The organism is Photobacterium aphoticum (genome assembly GCF_001029435.1).
Taxonomy (GTDB): Bacteria; Pseudomonadota; Gammaproteobacteria; order Enterobacterales; family Vibrionaceae; genus Photobacterium; species Photobacterium aphoticum.
The window spans coordinates 116,843-135,368 of record NZ_LDOV01000010.1; the positions used below are offsets into that span (position 1 = coordinate 116,843).

Annotated in this window: 17 protein-coding genes; 10 read left to right on the top strand and 7 right to left on the bottom strand. The window is 47.9% G+C overall.

Annotated elements, in window-relative coordinates; all coding sequences use genetic code 11:
- The first annotated feature begins 130 nt into the window (after positions 1–130).
- From ABT58_RS04565 to ABT58_RS04575, 3 genes are all read left to right on the top strand, one after another.
- A complete protein-coding gene (locus ABT58_RS04565) occupies positions 131–664 on the top strand; it encodes a peroxiredoxin-like family protein (protein WP_047873172.1) in 534 nt (177 codons plus the stop codon).
- Between the two features lie 66 nt (positions 665–730).
- Entirely contained in the window at positions 731–1,762 is a 1,032-nt protein-coding gene (locus ABT58_RS04570) for an alkene reductase (protein ID WP_047873173.1), read from the top strand.
- A 112-nt stretch (positions 1,763–1,874) separates the two neighbouring features.
- Positions 1,875–3,977: a prolyl oligopeptidase family serine peptidase gene (locus ABT58_RS04575; RefSeq protein ID WP_047873594.1), complete on the top strand. Its 2,103-nt coding sequence runs from the start codon at positions 1,875–1,877 to the stop codon at positions 3,975–3,977.
- A gap of 121 nt (positions 3,978–4,098) precedes the next feature.
- Here the strand turns inward: ABT58_RS04575 and ABT58_RS04580 are convergent, their stop codons facing one another.
- The 3 genes from ABT58_RS04580 to ABT58_RS04590 all read right to left on the bottom strand — a co-directional run bounded on the left by ABT58_RS04580 (position 4,099) and on the right by ABT58_RS04590 (position 8,862).
- A complete protein-coding gene (locus tag ABT58_RS04580; protein ID WP_047873174.1) occupies positions 4,099–5,934 on the bottom strand; it encodes a putative ATP-dependent zinc protease in 1,836 nt (611 codons plus the stop codon).
- Between the two features lie 488 nt (positions 5,935–6,422).
- Complete coding sequence (locus ABT58_RS04585; protein ID WP_047873175.1) at positions 6,423–7,742, bottom strand: alpha/beta fold hydrolase; 1,320 nt, start codon at positions 7,740–7,742, stop codon at positions 6,423–6,425.
- Between the two features lie 196 nt (positions 7,743–7,938).
- Positions 7,939–8,862 carry a M14 family metallopeptidase gene (locus ABT58_RS04590; protein WP_047873176.1) on the bottom strand — a complete coding sequence of 308 codons (924 nt, stop codon included), beginning with the start codon at positions 8,860–8,862 and terminating at the stop codon, positions 7,939–7,941.
- Positions 8,863–9,124: 262 nt separating this feature from the next.
- On the opposite strand from ABT58_RS04590, the gene ABT58_RS04595 reads away from it, so the two are divergent.
- The 5 genes from ABT58_RS04595 (at position 9,125) to ABT58_RS04615 (ending at position 13,987) form a co-directional block, all read left to right on the top strand.
- Positions 9,125–10,573: an NAD-dependent succinate-semialdehyde dehydrogenase gene (locus ABT58_RS04595; protein WP_373300125.1), complete on the top strand. Its 1,449-nt coding sequence runs from the start codon at positions 9,125–9,127 to the stop codon at positions 10,571–10,573.
- Positions 10,574–10,814: 241 nt separating this feature from the next.
- Positions 10,815–11,348, top strand: coding sequence for a molybdopterin adenylyltransferase (mog, locus tag ABT58_RS04600; RefSeq protein ID WP_047873177.1), 534 nt, complete (start codon positions 10,815–10,817; stop codon positions 11,346–11,348).
- 111 nt (positions 11,349–11,459) lie between these two features.
- Positions 11,460–12,233 (top strand): lipid-binding SYLF domain-containing protein, encoded by a 774-nt coding sequence (locus tag ABT58_RS04605; protein WP_107205007.1) that lies wholly within the window; start codon positions 11,460–11,462, stop codon positions 12,231–12,233.
- 313 nt (positions 12,234–12,546) lie between these two features.
- The gene (locus ABT58_RS04610; protein ID WP_047873179.1) at positions 12,547–12,828 is read left to right on the top strand and encodes a hypothetical protein; all 282 of its coding nucleotides are present in this window, start codon (positions 12,547–12,549) and stop codon (positions 12,826–12,828) included.
- Between the two features lie 139 nt (positions 12,829–12,967).
- Positions 12,968–13,987, top strand: coding sequence for an adenosine deaminase (locus ABT58_RS04615; RefSeq protein WP_047873180.1), 1,020 nt, complete (start codon positions 12,968–12,970; stop codon positions 13,985–13,987).
- Between the two features lie 226 nt (positions 13,988–14,213).
- Here ABT58_RS04615 and ABT58_RS23390 read toward each other — a convergent pair whose 3' ends face one another.
- Entirely contained in the window at positions 14,214–14,807 is a 594-nt protein-coding gene (locus tag ABT58_RS23390) for a hypothetical protein (protein ID WP_053062964.1), read from the bottom strand.
- Between the two features lie 78 nt (positions 14,808–14,885).
- Here ABT58_RS23390 and ABT58_RS04625 point away from each other — a divergent pair, with 78 nt between their 5' ends.
- Both ABT58_RS04625 and ABT58_RS04635 read left to right on the top strand, forming a co-directional pair.
- Entirely contained in the window at positions 14,886–15,374 is a 489-nt protein-coding gene (locus tag ABT58_RS04625) for a glutathione peroxidase (protein ID WP_047873181.1), read from the top strand.
- A 298-nt stretch (positions 15,375–15,672) separates the two neighbouring features.
- The gene (locus ABT58_RS04635) at positions 15,673–16,089 is read left to right on the top strand and encodes a hypothetical protein (RefSeq protein WP_146147199.1); all 417 of its coding nucleotides are present in this window, start codon (positions 15,673–15,675) and stop codon (positions 16,087–16,089) included.
- 118 nt (positions 16,090–16,207) lie between these two features.
- Here the strand turns inward: ABT58_RS04635 and ABT58_RS23955 are convergent, their stop codons facing one another.
- The 3 genes from ABT58_RS23955 to ABT58_RS04645 form a co-directional block, all read right to left on the bottom strand.
- Complete coding sequence (locus tag ABT58_RS23955) at positions 16,208–16,540, bottom strand: hypothetical protein (RefSeq protein WP_146147200.1); 333 nt, start codon at positions 16,538–16,540, stop codon at positions 16,208–16,210.
- Positions 16,541–16,840: 300 nt separating this feature from the next.
- Positions 16,841–17,818, bottom strand: a complete 978-nt coding sequence (locus ABT58_RS04640; protein ID WP_053062965.1) for a CHAD domain-containing protein — start codon at positions 17,816–17,818, stop codon at positions 16,841–16,843.
- A 286-nt stretch (positions 17,819–18,104) separates the two neighbouring features.
- Complete coding sequence (locus ABT58_RS04645; protein ID WP_047873184.1) at positions 18,105–18,515, bottom strand: hypothetical protein; 411 nt, start codon at positions 18,513–18,515, stop codon at positions 18,105–18,107.
- Positions 18,516–18,526: the final 11 nt, after the last annotated feature.

Below are 18,526 nucleotides of genomic sequence, written 5' to 3' on the forward strand. Positions count from 1 at the left end.
GATTATTCCAAAATCGCATGGATGCTAGTCACAATAGCACAGTTTCAGTCAATATTGATTGTCATTAAGATGCATCCACTTACGAAGAACGCGACAAAGTCGGTCGCTGTCACGCTCAGAGGATTGCATGATGACAACAACAAAATTCACCGCAGGCGACATGTTTCCCACTATCACATTGCCGACGTTAGGGGGCGATTCCGTTACGTTAGGTCAGCCACAGAATGGGGCAGATTGGCAATTGGTGGTGATTTACCGTGGTAAGCATTGTCCGCTCTGTACCCGTTACCTGAATGCGTTAGAAACGTATAAGGCGCAGTTTTTGGCATTAGGTGTCGATGTGGTAGCGGCCTCTGCGGATAGTCAAGCGCAGTTAGCTGCACACATGCCGCAGTTGTCGGTCAGTTTCCCTATTGGTCATGGTTTATCGATTGCACAGATGCAGGCTTTAGGGCTGTATATTTCTCATCCGCGCTCAGAGCAAGAAACTGATCACCCCTTTGCAGAACCTGGATTGTTTGTGATCAACGAGAAAGGGCAAGTGCAGGTGGTGGATATTTCCAATGGCCCGTTTGCGCGCCCGGAACTGGAAGTGTTGTTATCTGGTCTGGCGTTTATTCGTAACCCGGAGAATGATTACCCGATCCGTGGTACTTTTGCGTAATTTGTTGCGTAAAGGCTGTCTGTCGCAAACGCCGAAACTAAGCTGTGAACATTGAGGGAAATTGGCATGAATACTTTACTTGCCCCTTTTACATTGAGTGACAATCTATCGCTGACCAATCGCATTGTGATGGCTCCGATGACACGGTCGATGGCAACGGATGCGTTGGTGCCGACCCAAGAGATGGCTGAGTATTACGCCAGACGTGCGGAGACGGGCTTGATCATTACAGAAGCGACCATTGTGGCACCCCTTGCGCAAGGGTATCCAAACACACCGGGCTTGTTCAGTGAAGAGCAGGTTGCCGGCTGGAAAGTCGTGACTGATCGCGTGCATGAACGAGGCGGCAAAATTTTCGCGCAAATTTGGCATTGTGGCCGCGTTTCTCATCCGGTGTATTTGGGCGGAGAGCTACCTGTCGCACCCTCTGCTGTCGCTTTATCAGGACGAGTTCCCCGTACCGATGGCATACAGTATGGGACGCCTCGCGCGATGACAGAGTCCGATATCACGGCGGTGATTGACGCTTTTGCACTGGCTGCGGCTAACGCACGTCGCGCCGGATTTGATGGAGTCGAAATCCATGGTGCAAACGGGTATTTGGTTGATCAGTTTTTACATTGGGAAACGAATCAGCGGACCGATGCATGGGGTGGCTCGCCCGAAAACATGTCACGCTTTGTGCTTGATGTGATAAATGCAGTGAAAAATGAAATTGAGCATGTGGGCATTCGTCTCACACCGGTAGGTTATCTGCACATGGCGGAAAATCCGAAAGACAAAGCGGTGTTTGATTACCTTCTGCAGCAACTGAATACGTGTGGATTAAGCTACGTGCATACCGGATCAGAGGATGATCGTGTGTTTAATTACATTGAAGGTTCGATGACTCAGTACATTCGCCGTCTATACAAAAGCACGGTGATTGCCTCGGGCAGTTATACACCAGAACGTGCTGTTACCATGATGGAAAACGGGGATGCCGATCTCGTGGCTATCGGTCGTCCGTTAATCGCCAATCCCGATTATGTGGGCAAGATACAAGCGGGGTTGCCATTAACGCCTTACCACAACGCTATGCTTAATCAGTTAGTGTAAATCCCTATCAGCATAATGACTTGGCCGCACGGTGTTTTGATTTGCCTTTTGTTCACATTCTTGTAACGGTGTAATACGATAACAGGACATGGAACGGAAAAGCGAGGGAATGATGAATAATAGCACTGCCGCACTGTCAGCGGTTTTATTGGCGGCCAACTCAGGCGCTTCACATGCAGCAGAATCTGTTGATCCCTTTCTTTGGCTGGAAGAGGTGCACGGTGAAAAGGCCATTGATTGGGTAAAGGCACAAAATGCGCAGTCCAGCGATTACCTCAAAAAAGTGTCTACCTTTGATCAGATTTATCAAGACAGTCTGACCATCCTCAATGCGGAAGATCGGCTCGCGCATCCCACGCGTCGCGGTCAGTATTACTACAACTTTTGGCAAGACAGCACGCACGTTAAAGGGATTTACCGCCGCACCAGTGCGGAAGAGTACCGCAAGCCTGAGCCGAAATGGGAAACCGTGATTGATTTCGATGCGCTTGCCAAGGCCGATAAGGAAGACTGGGTATTTAAAGGCACCACCTGTTTAGAGCCGGGATTTAAGCGCTGTATGATTGCGCTATCGCGAGGCGGGGCAGATGCCATTGAGTTACGAGAATTTGATTTAGACGCCAAACAGTTTGTGAAAGGTGGCTTTGTGTTGCCCGAAGCCAAGACCGGTGTGACCTGGGTGGATGCAGACCATTTGCTGGTGGGCACTGATTACGGTGAAGGCACACTGACCACTTCGGGTTACCCGCGAGTGATTAAATTGTGGCAGCGCGGTACGCCATTGACGGAAGCGAAAACCGTGTTTGAAGCAGAGCCGGAGTCATTCCTGACGTATGGCAGCAGCTATCGAGACAGTGAGCAGACTTATACCCTGATCAATAAAGGAAAAACTTTCTTCACGTTTGATTACTTCCTGTATCAGAAAGGGGAAGCCAAACCGCTGACGCTGCCAGAGAAACTGGATATCGCGGGGGTTTTCCAAGGCGATTTGTTTTTCATGCTGCGTGAAGACTTGATCCATAAAGGCCAAACCTTTGCGTCAGGCAGTATTGTTTACGCCTCGGTGGCGTCCTTGCTGACGGCATCGCCGGATTATCAGTTATTTGTCAAACCGGCTGCGAACGCCACGGTGAATGGTCTGGAATTTACCGCCAATCATGTGGTGGTGAACTGGCTGGAAGATGTGACCAACCGGGTGAGTGTGTATCAGCGTGACAAACGTGACAAAGAAGGCCAGTGGCTGTGGGCTTCACACGATATTCCCCTTGAACAGAACGGTAAAATTCACCTGTTCAATGCATCTTCAGATAACGACGATTTCTTTGTCGAGTATTCCAGCTTCCTGACACCCCCGTCGTTTTATCAGGTGACGCCAGAGAATGGCAAGATCGCATCACTTAAAGCCAGCCCATTACGGTTTGATGCCGACGCGATGGAAGTGAAGCAGCATTTTGTCGCCTCCAAAGATGGTACACGCGTTCCGTACTTCATCATTCATCAGAAGGGATTAAAGCTGGATGGGACGAACCCGACCATCTTGTACGGCTATGGTGGTTTCCAGCTCAGTATGGAACCTTTTCACAGTAGTTTGATCGGGAAAAACTGGTTAGAGCGCGGTGGGGTGTTTGTCCTGTCGAATATCCGTGGCGGCGGGGAGTATGGACCGGATTGGCACCAAGCCGCTTTGCAGCATAATCGCCATAAAGCGTATGAAGACTTTGAAGCCATCGCAGAAGATTTGATTACGCGTAAGATCACTTCACCGAAACACTTGGGGATTCAGGGCGGCAGTAATGGCGGTTTGTTGGTGGGGGCGGCAGTGACGCGTCGGCCTGAGTTGTACAATGCGGTGGTGTGTCAGGTGCCGTTGCTGGATATGAAGCGCTTTAATAAGTTGCTCGCTGGTGCCAGCTGGATGGCGGAATACGGTAATCCCGATGAGGAGAATGATTGGGCTTATCTGAAAACCTATTCCCCGTACCACAATGTGTTGCCGGAGGTAGAGTACCCGAAAGTGTTCTTTACTACTTCTACCCGGGATGATCGTGTGCATCCGGCTCATGCCCGTAAAATGGTGGCACTCATGCAGGCACAAGGCCATGATGTGCTCTATTACGAGAACATGGAAGGCGGGCATGCGGGGGCATCAAATAATAACAGCCGTGCCGAACTGTATGCGCAAACCTACAGTTATCTGATTGATCGCCTGTTTTGATATAGCTTCATCAATAACACCATAACCAAAGAGCGCATCATGCGCTCTTTGTGTTTGTCGGCTTAGTTGCCTGTCCTGGAACCGTTCCAGAACCGTTTCCGGGACTGTTCCAGAAACGGCATTATTTCGTTTTCTTAGTCAGTAAAAATTGGCGGTCGCTGCTGACCACCAAATTATGCTGCAGGAAGTTTTTCCCCAGGATCATGCTGTAATCAAACTGACTGCGATCGCGAAGGTTCACTTCCACTGTGTGGGTCATTTTCCCCAAGGTGACTGTCATGGCAACCACGGGACGGGTTCGGGCTTTTTCCCCATCACGGGCTTTTATTTTCATGATCCGCACGACCTCACGGGTAAAGGTTTTCTTCGCGCCCTGGTGATTGCGGTAGGTGAAGGTCACCATCGACTTGCCATTTTTCTCAAATGTCTTGATATCTGTGGCATCGATAGAGCTGATGTCGGCACCGGTGTCTAATTTGGCCGGAAAGTGCATGCCTTCCACTTTTACCGTTTCCACATAACCAGCTTTTTGCGGGGCGCGTTTATCCAGTAAGTGCGTGGCACGGGTATTGACGTACACATCATCCGGCACCAATTCAGGACTGATCTCTAATTCGGTGTGCGGGCGCTCAGCCTTATCGAGTTTGCCCAGCGCAATGTCTTTGGTAATGGTGGTGTGCGGTAAGGCGATATCGGCCCTGACAATTGGGCGTACTTCCTCCCCGATACGGATTTTTCGCTTCACGGGTTTGTCGATACTGTGTACTTCGCCGTCCACATCGGTCATCACGTAATGCACCATGCGAGTATAATCGGCTTGTTTTTCATCAATGCGTTCGACTTTTAATAGCGGCGTTTTGATGGTGGTGGAGGGCGTGGCGAGGATGGTGACATCATCCACACTGATCGACTCCAGCGCACTGATCATGAGGGCATCATCATTATCTGCCAATGTACTCAGCGTCTGGCGGGGCTTGTCGCTTAAATCGGTATCACTCAGGTTGACGGCAAAATATTGGTTTAACGCTTCGGTACCTAAACGCAGTTGGGTGTTGTGCTTAGAGCGATCACGCAGATAGACAAGAATCGGGTAATCTTGCTCGCCGAAGGTGAGGGTGACGTATACCATTGGCCTTTCGCTGCTGACGAATTTCAGCATTTTGTACAGTGGCAGGGTCAAGGTTTTATCTTTGTCGTTTTCCCCTTCAAGATTGAATGTCACTGTACGTTTGTCGTCATCAATCTTGATCTTCTTGGCATGCAAAATACTGTATTTGTTATCAAAGGCGAGGCTGACCGCCAGAGGGATACCGTCGATGCTGGCCTGTTCTTTGCGCCCAATGAGCGTGGCATGGGGTTGCTCGCGAAGATAATCAAACCCGGCATCCACCCAGGCATGTTTTTTAAGGTAGGTTTTGCCGATGAGCAGCGGGTAGGCAAAGCGGGTGCGATTAGCGAGATTGACTTCGGTGTTTACGGTATTGCCATCAATGTCGAGATTCAGCTTGATCACCGGCCGTGCCAGATGCCCCTCATCGCGGCTTTTTATCAGGGCTAAACGGTACAGTGGCCGTTGCAGCGAGAGGCGCTCTCCGGTGTAAGGGTGCACCATCTCGAAGTGCACCAAGATATCGTCTTTGTTGGGTCGATCCCGCAGTTGGGTGGTATGCAGCGCATCGTAAGCGTCAGCGATAGCCTTGATGAGATCTTCACCTTCGATGTCTTTAAAGCGCGGGTCAGTGCTGGTCAGGTGAATATTTTCTGCATGTAACGAAGTGGAATCGGCTCCCGTATCAATTTTGGCGGGCATGCCCACGCCTTTTAATCCTTCAATGTCCGGGAACGTGACGCGTTCGGTGCGCCCCAGTACCATTTTGCCATCAATGGTGTCGCGGCTTTCTACAACGGCTGCGTATTGCGCATTATCAGCGATTGCGGAAAAGCTGGGGGTCATCATGAGTCCCAGCGTGAGGAGGGCGGTGAATAGATGAACGACTCGGTGTTTGCGTCCGTGAGTCGGTATCCACCGATGGTCATTCGCACAGTGTCGGATCACTGCCGAGATGTGTTGACGTGGTGTAAAACGGAGAAAAAGGGCGTGAATTTGGTTAGGAAGCCCGTTCGGGAAGCCGTTCAGGAATCTGTTCAGGAACCTGTTCGGGAAGCCGTTAGTTAAAATGCGCATTACGGTGGTCTCTCCATGCCGTGACGTCGGACATGGCTATAAGTGTAATGCGTGTCTGGTAATTCGGGTGTGACTGGGATGAGACGGGGACGTCAATTTCAGTGACGCTTCAAGTGCAAAAACAAAAAGTGCGACAGATTGTGTAAACAGACTGTCGCACGGTGGGAAAGCTACATCAGGAAAGATGATAGCGATCGAGCGTGTTTGGCTTTACGTTTTTGGGGCTTCTGTTCCTTGGGTGAACGATCTCAGGTTTTCTGTTATTTGGGTAAATGCGCGATGGCATTGCCCATCTCAATTAGCTTATCCAAAATACGTTCACCGTCTTCACGCAGGCCGTTGTGTTCATATTCATTGGTGATCCACGCTTTGCTGTTCGGGATCCCTTTTAAGGTTTCTTGTGAGTACGCCATTTCTACGTACATGTCTTCGGCATACACCGCACAGGTGACAGGCACCGTGTTGTTCGCCAGCGCGTCGATATCATACAGTGCCGGCCAGTCCGCTTTCTCCGCCAGAATATCAGCGGCGGCTTTAAGCGGTTTCAGGTTGGCAAATTGGTCAAACATCCATGGGTACACCATCTCACCGGTAAAGAGGAACGGCTGCCCGGTCTGATAATTGAATTGCGGGAAGTGTTCGCGTACGCGGTGAGCTGACCAGTCAGAGCGTTGGTTATGGGCATCGTCCTGACAATAAATCGCTTCATGCAAAATGGCGTAGATAGGATTAGTCTGGTGACTCTGCTCCGCCAGCATCGCATTGAGGAAGGTGTAGCTCAATGTCTCGCAGGATTGGCCGTTGTCACCGTTTACCGTCACAAACGCCTCTTCCAGCAAGTAATACATCGGCACATTGGCATGACTGCGACCCAGATTGATACCGATTAACTGAAACTGTTCCACGGTAAAGCGCTGACCATTTGGCAGACGCACATCATGGTTGAGCAGGTAGTCTGCAATCTTCTGACACTGTGCTTGTGCCTGCGGAAACTGAGCAAAGAACGCCTTGTTTTTGTCTTGAACGCGTTGATAGGTGGCCGTGTACACGTCATCAGCATGGCGGGTGAGCGAGGGAACACCGCCAGTCAGGTACGCACGTGAAAGGCTTTGTGGGTAGAACGACAAGTACGTGAGTGCGCAGAAGCCACCAAAGCTTTGCCCTAAAATGGCCCACTGCGGCACGCCCAGTTTTTCACGGATCAGTTCGGCATCGCGCACAATGTTGTCGGCACGAAAATGGCTGAGGTAGTCAGCTTGCTTAGTCGGTGTCATGCCTGCCAGCGTTTGGTGGCTGATCACCGTGCTGTTGCCGGTACCGCGCTGGTCAAGCAGCAGTACACGGTATTGTTGTAACGCGCGCTTTAACCAACCGGAACGGCTATCGGGGCGCGGTGACGGAAAGCCGGGTCCACCTTGAAAATACACCAGCCAAGGCAACGCTTGTTCATCACTGGCTAGATCGCACACTTCACGGGCAAACACCGACAGGGTAGGCCCTTGAGGATCTTGATAGTTCAGTGGCACTTCAAAGCGGTGCTGGCGATAAATTACATCACCGTCGATAAAACAGGCTTGCATCCGGCGCTCCTTTAAACAACTTAAACAAATACAAATAAGTAAAACAAAATGTTAACAAAGATTGTAAGGGGAATATGCGACAAGAGAAAGCAGTATGAGAGGTGGATGTAAAAAGCCTGAATAACGGTGATAAAAAAGCCGATCAAAGGATCGGCTTTCTTGTCAGCATCTATGCGCAACGTGAGCGAGGCGCGTCTTATTTCTGCTGTTCAATCACGTAATCAAGCGCACCGGTAATCGCCGCGACTTGCGCGTCGTTACATTCTGCATCGGTGACTTTGTCACTGTCCGGGTACACTTCTGTGGTCGTGCCGTACGCACAATCGGTCATGCTGTTACACAGGCTCAGTGACTTCAGCGGGTAGTTAATCACACCTTCTTGCGTGATAGGACAACCGATGATGTTGCCATTGGCATCCGCAGGGGCAATGTGTGTCACTTCGCGTACCGCATTGATGATCGCTGTTTGGAAGGCATCATTCGGGTATTCCGTATCACCCACGGTGTAGAAACCGTCTGGCACCGTATCCGGTTCGTAAGGTTTACCATCACGGGCAGCCAGCGCCGGGCGGAATTCTAATTCGTCGGTATCCGTCGTTTCGTGCAGGTCAATATGCACAAGGATAGGCGTGTCTAGCTCATCCATCATCGCCATTAATGATGCCGCTTCCTCAGACGGACTGTCCGGGTAGAAAGAGCGGTTAGGATCAATTGCGATTGGGTTCCAACGGTTGATGGTTTCATAACCCCATGGGCTCACACACGGCGCCACAATCAGGTTGAAGGCATCAAGGTAACGCTCAGCATGGGCATCCACAAACTGCAATGCACCGTGTACCCCACTGGTTTCGTAACCGTGTACGCCACCTGTGATCAATACCGTTGGCTTTTGCTCGTCCCAGTTTTGGCTTTTGATTGCAAACAGTGGGTATTTCGCTGGGTCGATGCTGAGCGCACCGTATTGGAATACATCAAAGCGTGGTCGTAGAGCATCAATCTTGGTGATCACATCGGCCTGGTAGGAACGCTTAATGGTGGTTTGTGCCAGCCATTCAGCCTTTTCAGCTTCGCCCCACGGTTGGCCAGGAGTGCCGATGGGGTAAGAGTTTGCGCTTGTCATGGGTTGCCTTTCAGTCGGTGCACCGTCACTTGCGGTGCAATAGGGTGTTGCATATACATTAAGTATGATAAGTGAGCGTTACAGTTTGTCACTCGGCCACAGGATAAATGACTGGGCGGAGGGAAGCAAACCTATTGAGTTTAGAATGAAAAAAGGCTGACACAGATCATCTCGCGTGATCAGCCGTTGTTCAAATGTCTGACAAAAGCTTTTATGCTATCCCCCGGATAATGGCATTTATCAACCAAAGAGGATACATACCGTGAAGCTGATGCATTCTGCGTTATTAAAACAAGCGTGTTACGTTGCCGGACAATGGGTAACCGCACACGATGGTGCAACCGATCCGGTTATCAACCCCTCGACGGGACAAATCATTGCGCAAGTGCCTCGCATGGGACGAGAAATGACGCTTGCCGCTATCGACGCCGCGCAACAGGCGCAACAACAATGGAAACAAACCACGGCGAAAGCTCGCTCGGTCATTTTACGCCGTTGGTATGCGTTGATGATGGAACATATCGACGATTTAGCGACGATCATGACCACCGAGCAAGGAAAACCGTTCGTAGAAGCCAAAGGTGAAATCACTTATGCGGCGAGCTTCGTTGAATGGTTTGCTGAAGAAGCGAAACGTGCATACGGGGAAGTGATCCCCAGTCACAAAACAGACGCGCGCATTTTGGCAAGTCGTGAACCCATGGGTGTTGTGGGTGCGATTACGCCATGGAATTTCCCCGCTGCGATGATCACCCGCAAGTGTGCCCCGGCCTTTGCTGCTGGCTGTGGTGTGGTGCTAAAACCGGCGCCAGATACCCCGCTGTGCGCATTGGCTCTGGCGGTATTGGCCGAAGAGGCCGGCATTCCTGCCGGATTGTTTAATGTGGTGACTGGTGATGCGCAAGCCATTGGCGGGGCATTAACCGACAGTAAAACCGTGAAGAAAATTTCGTTCACGGGCTCAACAGCGGTAGGTAAATTGTTGATGGCGCAATCGGCGGCCACCGTGAAAAAACTGTCATTGGAATTAGGCGGTAACGCACCGTTCATCGTATGCGATGATGCAGATTTGGATGCCGCCATTGAAGGCATCATGATTGCCAAATTCCGAAATGCGGGGCAAACCTGTGTGTGTGCCAACCGTATTTATGTCCACGATGCGGTCTACGACGCCTTCACTGAAAAATTGGTTGCACGTGTACAGGCATTGAAAGTGGGTGACGGTTTCGCGCCGGAGGTACAGATTGGTCCGTTGATCAACGCTGCCGCTGTCGCGAAAGTTCAAAGCCATATTGATGATGCTTTAGCCAAAGGCGCCCGTCTGGCCTACGGTGAACCACAGCCTGCGGGCAGTTTTTTGTTCCCGCCTCAGGTGCTGGTGGAGATGACCGATACCATGCGCATTGCCAATGAAGAAACCTTTGGCCCGGTCGCTGCGCTGTTCCGTTTCAATGACGATGCAGACGTGATTGCACGTGCCAATGCCACCGACTCAGGATTGGCGGCTTATGCGTATACCCGTTCATTGCAACGAGCGTTCCGTTTCAGCGAAGGGCTGGAATACGGCATGGTTGGCATTAACGAAGGCCTAATTTCGACCGAAGTGGCACCGTTTGGCGGAATAAAAGAATCGGGGCTTGGTCGCGAAGGGGGACGCCAAGGACTGGATGACTACCTGGAAACCAAATACACCTTACTGGGTGGCTTATAGCCCGTTAGCGGTATTTTGAACCATGCGCTCACAAAGGGCGCATGAATGATGATAAAAGGGTATAAACCCCTGAATTTATTTTTTACACTTGTCGTTAAGTGACTGCATGGGCAAATCGTCACCTTCTTTCAGTCTGTTTCATCTGTGATGAGAGAGCATAGTGAGGGTGTGTGATAAGAGAGCCAATGCGGGAAAGAATGAAAGACAATGATTCAATCAGGCTCAGCCTAAGGAATGCCCCATGACAAAAGCAAAAATCGGTATTGTCACCGTTAGTGATCGCGCAAGCGCCGGTGTGTATGAAGATCTGTCCGGACAAGCGATTATTGATACTTTGAATGCCTACCTGACTTCAGAGTGGGAGCCGGTGTATCAAGTGATCCCTGATGAGCAAGACGTGATTGAAGCAACGTTGATCAAAATGGCTGATGAAGACCAGTGTAGCTTGATTGTGACGACGGGCGGTACAGGCCCTGCGAAGCGTGATGTGACACCAGAAGCCACAGAAGCGGTGTGTGACCGTATGATGCCGGGCTTTGGTGAGCTGATGCGTGCAGAGTCACTGAAATTTGTCCCAACGGCGATTTTGTCGCGTCAGACTGCGGGCCTGCGTGGTGACAGCCTGATCGTGAACCTGCCGGGTAAACCAAAATCGATTCGTGAATGTTTGGACGCAGTATTCCCTGCGATCCCTTACTGCATCGATTTGATGGAAGGGCCATTTTTGGAGTGTGACGAGTCGGTGATCAAGCCATTCCGTCCGAAGCAAAAATAATTAATCGTTATACTTAAGGTCGAATCGCAAGATTCGGCCTTTTTTTATCCGTAGTAGTGAGCGGTGTGATGTGGTGAAAGGCCGCTGATTGTGATGAAAAGGAGTCTCGTCATGAAACGAACAATACTCGCGATAACCATCGCCTTGATGGTCGCCCCAGCCCATGCCAGTTGGGAAAAATTCAAAGAATCCGCCTCTGAGCTGGGCAGCACGTTAAGTGAAAGCTCAAAACAAGCGTGGGAAGGCGTGACGGAGTTTTCCAAAGAAACCTGGGATATGGTGTCAGAGTGGGGGGCCGATACCTATAACAAAGCCGGTGAATGGACGGATGAGTCCATTGAAACGAGCAAAGAATGGCTCAATGCTGCCGATGCCAAGTTAGCTGAAATGCTTAACCCTGACACGCCGGAAGAAGCGCGTTTGGCTTTGAATACCATGGCTGATACGGCGCTGATACGCCTGTTTAATGATGAGCCATCGGCCAAATTACTCTTCGATCATGCCTACGGCTATGCGGTGTTTGATTCACGTAAGTTTTCCCTCATGCTCCACACGAACCAAGGCGCTGGGGTAGCTGTGGATCGCCAAAATGGTCAACGTACCTACATGAAAATGTTTGGTGCCGGGATCGCGGCAGGGCTTGGGGGAAAATTCTACCAGCAAGTTATTCTGTTTGAAGATAAAGCCACATTCGACAGCTTTATTACGGACGGCTGGGAAGCCACCTCAGAGCTGAGTGCGGTGGCAGGCAAAGAGAGTGCAGAGCTTACCGCAAAATATAACGGTGGCATGGCTATTTACCAGTTAGGTGAAAAAGGATTATTGCTGGATGCCAACATCTCCGGTTCAAAATACTGGGTGGATGATGATTTAACCCAGAAATAGCAGGGTTTTTCTCTTGTTAGTGATATAGATTTCGCCACGACGGTGTGGCGGATCTATATGGCTACGTTCTTCATATTACGTGAAATTCTTTCGCGTCACTTCAAATTAACACTGCAATTTCAGATGCCTGCGGGGTATTTTCATACATGCGCAAGTCCTTGTTCATAAATTTATCATTTCGTGTTGTCACTGCTTGTAGATAGGCGTAAAAAAACATTAATCACGCATAAATAATAATGAAATTGACCTAAATCGTCACAAACAATGCGTTGGCTTCATAGCAGTGGCCTGACAAGGATTAAGGGGCAAAGCGATGGATACGAAACGAACATGGGGCTTTATTTCTCTGCTTTTAGGTAGCGTGTCGCTGCTGTGGGGCGGAATTGCATTTGGGGGCTTGCTTGGCCAGTCGATGGTAACCGCAGATATGGGCAGTTTTATTGCTCAAGGCGGGGGGGATTATTTGCATGCGTTCAATCCGGATCATGCGATTGCGGAAGTCAAAAACCGATACCAATACATTGCCACCACCGGCTTAGTACTGACGCTCATTGGCGGCATGATGATGCGTGGGCAGTGGGGGAAACGCTGGTAAGCCGCCAAAAGTGATGAACTTGGCTACACTTCTCTCAATAATGAGTGGCTGTTAATCGGTCTAACGGTTGGCAGCGAACGACACACGACTGACATTTTACTCAGCGTGAGTGTGTGCATTTTGTACAGAGAGTGGTGCCATGAAAGGTTTCATCAGTGGCTTACCCAAAGTGGAGCTGCACCTTCACATTGAAGGTACCTTAGAGCCTGAGATGTTGTTTACCATCGCGCAGAAAAACGGGGTAACATTACCGTTTGAGTCGATAGCGGCGCTGCGCGATGCCTATCAATTTAATGATTTACAATCTTTCCTCGATCTCTATTACTGGGGAGCGAAAGTGCTGCGTACCGAGCAGGACTTTTACGATTTGACCTTCGCCTATCTCGAACGTTGCCATGATGAGCATGTCATGCATACCGAGATCTTTTTTGATCCCCAATCTCATATGCAAAATGGCGTCGCGTTTGCCACGGTATTGAATGGGATCGATCGGGCATTACAAGAGGGTAAGGCGCAATGGGGCATATCCAGTGGTCTGATCCTGTGTTTTTTACGCCATCTTAGTGAAGCCTCGGCCATTGAAACACTGCGTCAGGCATTGCCTTACAAAGAGAAAATCATTGCTGTTGGCTTGGATTCCTCTGAAATTGGTCATCCGCCTGAAAAATTTGTTCAAGTGTTTGCGATGGCACGTGAAGCAGGCTGGCCAACGGTCGCGCATGCAGGAGAAGAAGGGCCGTCTGAGAATATTTGGCGTGCATTAGAAGACCTTCAGGTGTCGCGGATTGATCATGGGGTGCGATGTAGTGATGACTCCGCATTGGTGGAGACTTTGCGACAGCGGTATGTGCCGTTGACTGTTTGCCCACTCTCAAACGTGAAGTTGCAGGTGTTTGACGATCTCTCGCAGCACAACATCATGCAGCTGGTGGAGCAGGGATTGTGTATCACCATTAATTCGGATGACCCGGCCTATTTGGGTGGTTACATGACGGCGAATATGCTGGCAGTCGCAGAAACGTTTGATGTCTCGAAAGCGGAGATGGCCCGCTTCACTGAGCGCGCTATTACGGCCAGTTTTTTGCCGGAAGAAGAGAAGGACGTGTTGCGAGCGCGTTTAGCGCAGTACTTGGCACATCAATTTCATCCCATCATTTAATGAAAAAAAACGCCTATCAAATCCATGACAGGCGTAGCAATAAATGATTAAGGAACAACATATTTGAAGTCCGGGAATAGTACTGATCGGGCAAAAAACGTGCAACGATCGATTTTGTAAAACTTGTTAACATCACGTGAAAGGTGAAGTGTGATAACAAGTTAGGCTGAATAAAAAATGTGCACTTTTTTTGTGCTCGCTTCAGTGCGGGTTACTTTAAGCCCGTTCACTTTGATCTCAGTTTGATGGCGGAGGTGAGCCTTGTGAGCCAGTTTTGACGTGGACGCGCCTGATTGGCTTGCTCAACACCGATGTAATAGGTCTGCATGAACCATTGGCGCAGCACTTCTTGCTGTTTCTCTGGGTTGTCAGGGAAGCTTTCAGCGAGGCATGGATTGTCGCATGAGCGTTGTGGCTGCAAGGTCTGACTAATCATCACCGCCTGATCATTGGCATAACTGAAATCAATGCCGGTATAGCCCTGAGTTAACAGCCAAAGCGCGGTGACGACTTTGAGCTCCATGGCATCTAACGTCTGAAATTTACTGGCATGCGTATCACCCACTTGGCGTTCAAACAGCTGCTGCATCTCAGCAATTTTGCTTGCCGTGGCCTGATAAGCCTCAAAAGTGGTTTGAAAGCTCTGCGTCATTAACCCAAGCGCTAAATCAGAAGGCTGCTTGTCAGCGCGCTGTGTGCAAATAGCGTTAAAGGCTGTCTCACGCTGCTGGAGAAAATCTTGCGCATATTGGCGTTCATTGTCGGTAAAAGGGACAGCTTGAATACCAAATTGGAGAAATAAATGTTCGAGTGATGTCATGCTATTTATTTGATCTATCGAGTGCTTTTTGCAGTATATTCACAATCAAAGAAGGAAAACACCCCAGAAGGAAAATCGATGACAGCATTTTATGAATTAACCGCAAACCGCATCAATGGCCAACCCCAAGCCATGCGTGACTACGAGGGCAAAGTCATCTTGGTGGTGAACACAGCCAGTGAGTGTGGCTTTACACCGCAATATCATGGGTTACAAGCGTTGTACGCTAAGCATGAAGCGGAAGGATTGGTGATTTTGGGTTTCCCATGTAATCAATTCGGTGGGCAAGAACCGGATGCGAACGTGCAAATCGCTCAGACCTGTGAAATCAATTACGGTGTGAGTTTCCCGATGTTTGAAAAAGTCGATGTGAACGGGGATAACAGCCATCCCGTTTTTCAATACCTGACGCAGGCGTTACCGGGTTTGATGGGAAAGAAGATTAAGTGGAATTTTACCAAGTTCCTGATTGGTCGTGATGGTCAACCGATTAAACGCTATGCGCCGACAACCACCCCAGACGCGTTGGAAAAAGACGTTGTACGTGCATTGAATGGGCCTGTTTGATTACCTGTGAGCATGTTTCAACTAAGGTGAAATGAGTCAGTAAGCATTTTCCGTATAGCAACAGTGTTCGTTGTGTTGATTGAGTCGAAATTTTTCATGTAATGGGCATAGAGAGAATATGAACCCTTGCCACTGGATAAGTGGCAAGGAGATACTGATAGACGATTTATAATGGAATGACATTTAATCTCATTATTCATATTGTTGCTGGATATATCGTTATCAATAATGTTGAACGTGTTCTTATATTAAGAAAAGAGGTTGGTGTCGTTAAGAAGTACTATCAAGGATGTTATCTGTGTCAGAAAGAAAAGTTTATTCCCCTTTACAAGCCGCAATGGGAACATTTTTGGGTGGGCCATTAGCGTCGGTCTATTTTATTAAACAGAATTTTTCTGCAACGAATAATCATGAGGGCAGCAGTAAAACATTGACCTATGGCGGTGCGTTATTAGTAGCGTTACTGTGCATTCTCCCATTCATTCCTGAAGATTTTCCTACATTACCTATTCCGTTACTTTTTGTTTTCCTGACAAAGGTGTTGGTTGAGAAATACCAGTTCGATAAGGATGCGATAGAAAAAGACCATACGCTAACCTATCATTCAAATTGGCGGGTGTTTTTTATTGGCGTTGTTTCATTGATCGTATTTATGGCGGTGATTTTCATCCAATTATTAATGATGGAAAGTTTAGGCATTATTACATTGGCTTAGTGTTAACTGGATTGTCCAGATTATATAATCGATTGGCATGAATAGATTGCAATATTGATTAGCAGGATAATGGAAAATAAATGCAATAGAGCAGGTATAGTGTCTGCTTTATTTGTTTTTATTTCATGTTGTTGTAACTGACGCTAAAAGCTTGCCGCCATCCCCATTGTCGATGCACCCCATAAGGCTCTGAAAAAGGGCGTCGCCACTGGTAACGATCTAAGATGGTTATATGCCACAGACCATTGCCAATAAAGAGAAAGTGACATGTATTGGCTGTGCTATCTGACGATAGGTGGAAGATACCATCGCAGTAAGGTGCTGAAATTCGGGCTGTATCAAGGATAGTATTGTCGAGATCAAGCAGATAGAGGTGTAATTGCTCTTCAAAGACCACACCGTCACTTAAAATCAGTAAGGTTTTATTACTATAAACATGTACATGTTCCAAGACACACCCTGATAACGTTATCCCAGTTGGTTTGTTGTTACACAGGAGTGAACTGCTGGTGGATTCATCCGTGGGTGATGAGGTAGGTTGAAGACTATATTGATGTTTTTGCATGTGAACAGTCACGAATATCTTCCAGCTTGTTTTATTTATTATGGGTACAGGCATTATTAGTGCAGATTGGATCGTGTTTCAAACGATGATGTGTGCTGAATATGATTGCATGAAGAATAGAATGAAAAGGCACAGGGGACTACGTATTGTTACGTTTTCTTAGAGTGACTTAACAGTACGCCGATATTATTTAATTTCTGAAAAAAGTTTAAAAACACGGACATATTCCGGTGCTTGAAATACTGCAATTTGTTCTAAAGATTCAGCACGTAAGCGCCCATAGTGTGTATTGGCTTTCTCAAGTAAGGATTCCAGCGCGGCTTTTTTCATGTCCATGCATTGGGTGGTACGCAGATAATTGGTCAGAAACGTGTGCTGAATGGCAAGATCATTCAGATCACCCAATGATGTCTGTACTTGCTTTAGCAGGAGCAGCTGCTGTTTGGCTTGTGCCTTAGGATACAGTGGCGTGAAATACTCCAATGCATAACGGAATTTTTTCCCTTCAATACGCAGTTGATGCAGTTTGTGATCGGGAGAGGTGGCAGTAATGCCTTCGCTCCGCTTTGTAAAGCGATGATAGTGATGATGTAGGGTCGTTTGCGCCAATGTCTTGGAAGATATCGTGGCTTTTGGATCACTATTGGCTGTCGCTGCGTGTTTCAATTCATCCAACAGGCCATCAATGACCGTGCAGTGTTGTTGATATTCATTGGATTTGAGCCAGCGTTTTACCTGTTTGAAGGTTTTACGACGGGTATCTTGCAGATCATCAAAAAAGCGGGTCAGGCCGTTATGGTGGCAGTGCTCGAGCAGAAAGAAATACTCTTCCATTTTCATTAAGAACACATCCAGATCCCGCAGGGTATTGGTGCGTTGCATCAAGGTTCGCAGAGCCAGTTTCAGCATCACTTTTTGTTGTTTCTCAAACAGAGGATGCAGCAAACCTATGAGCGCGCGGCAACGGCGCAGAGACACCCGGTACTGGTGCAAAAACTCCTCATCGTCATCGCGAATAATACCTTGCTCATGACGTCTAGCATGCTGAAATTCACACTTCAAATAGTGGTAGGTGGCAAGGTGAACATCAGTGTCTGCTTTCAGCGCAACGTCTGGCCGTTTATGTTTCGGGAGTTTGAGCTGATCACGTTTAGTTACTGACATTTTGCACCTTTTCTAGTTACTCCTATTATTTTAGTGGGGAATAATAGGATTTCCCAAAAATGTCGTCGGAAATTTTGGTCTAGATGGATGAACTTACAGAGTGTGAATCAAAACTATCAGGATAAAATATTCTGATTTCCGCATACTCAATTTTTAGACATAGAAATATCTGGCTTTGTATCATTTCATATGAAACCAATCTGACATTTACTTTATTAAATGATTAATAATTGTCAGATTGGTTCTGTTTTTGGTTGAAAGTAAATAATTAACTGCGTGAAGTGATTTAAGTTTCTTGTTTACTTATATTGTTTGTGTCGATATCTTTGCAAATTACTTTTTCTTCATTATTTGAATATTTAATGATGACTCCTACTTCATCTATAGGCTGATCTTTTAACTCAAAGTTACTATATTCATACACAATAAAGTTGTTTGATTTGTGATTACATTCAATGGAGTTTTCTGTTACTTGATAACGAAAGTAGCTATCATGCTTTATATCATCATTCTTGCAGTTGTATGTATCTTGTTTACCATCGTACTTAATGTTTAATGTGTGTGAATTTTTGTTTTTTATAAAACTTACAGAGCTGTTTTTAGCATCACAGATAAGAATCTTATTATTTTTTTTAATTGCACATGCATTAACTGATAAAATTATAGCGAAGAAATAAATAGCTTTTGTTTTTTTCATTGTTCATTCTC

Bases quoted from the DNA above. Each gene is read 5' to 3' on its own strand.
- ABT58_RS04565 (WP_047873172.1), top strand. From the start codon at position 131: ATGACAACAACAAAATTCACCGCAGGCGACATGTTTCCCACTATCACA.
- ABT58_RS04570 (WP_047873173.1), top strand. From the start codon at position 731: ATGAATACTTTACTTGCCCCTTTTACATTGAGTGACAATCTATCGCTG.
- ABT58_RS04575 (WP_047873594.1), top strand. From the start codon at position 1,875: ATGAATAATAGCACTGCCGCACTGTCAGCGGTTTTATTGGCGGCCAAC.
- ABT58_RS04580 (WP_047873174.1), bottom strand. From the start codon at position 5,934: ATGATGACCCCCAGCTTTTCCGCAATCGCTGATAATGCGCAATACGCA.
- ABT58_RS04585 (WP_047873175.1), bottom strand. From the start codon at position 7,742: ATGCAAGCCTGTTTTATCGACGGTGATGTAATTTATCGCCAGCACCGC.
- ABT58_RS04590 (WP_047873176.1), bottom strand. From the start codon at position 8,862: ATGACAAGCGCAAACTCTTACCCCATCGGCACTCCTGGCCAACCGTGG.
- mog (WP_047873177.1), top strand. From the start codon at position 10,815: ATGACAAAAGCAAAAATCGGTATTGTCACCGTTAGTGATCGCGCAAGC.
- ABT58_RS04605 (WP_107205007.1), top strand. From the start codon at position 11,460: ATGAAACGAACAATACTCGCGATAACCATCGCCTTGATGGTCGCCCCA.
- ABT58_RS04610 (WP_047873179.1), top strand. From the start codon at position 12,547: ATGGATACGAAACGAACATGGGGCTTTATTTCTCTGCTTTTAGGTAGC.
- ABT58_RS04615 (WP_047873180.1), top strand. From the start codon at position 12,968: ATGAAAGGTTTCATCAGTGGCTTACCCAAAGTGGAGCTGCACCTTCAC.
- ABT58_RS23390 (WP_053062964.1), bottom strand. From the start codon at position 14,807: ATGACATCACTCGAACATTTATTTCTCCAATTTGGTATTCAAGCTGTC.
- ABT58_RS04625 (WP_047873181.1), top strand. From the start codon at position 14,886: ATGACAGCATTTTATGAATTAACCGCAAACCGCATCAATGGCCAACCC.
- ABT58_RS04640 (WP_053062965.1), bottom strand. From the start codon at position 17,818: ATGTCAGTAACTAAACGTGATCAGCTCAAACTCCCGAAACATAAACGG.
- ABT58_RS04645 (WP_047873184.1), bottom strand. From the start codon at position 18,515: ATGAAAAAAACAAAAGCTATTTATTTCTTCGCTATAATTTTATCAGTT.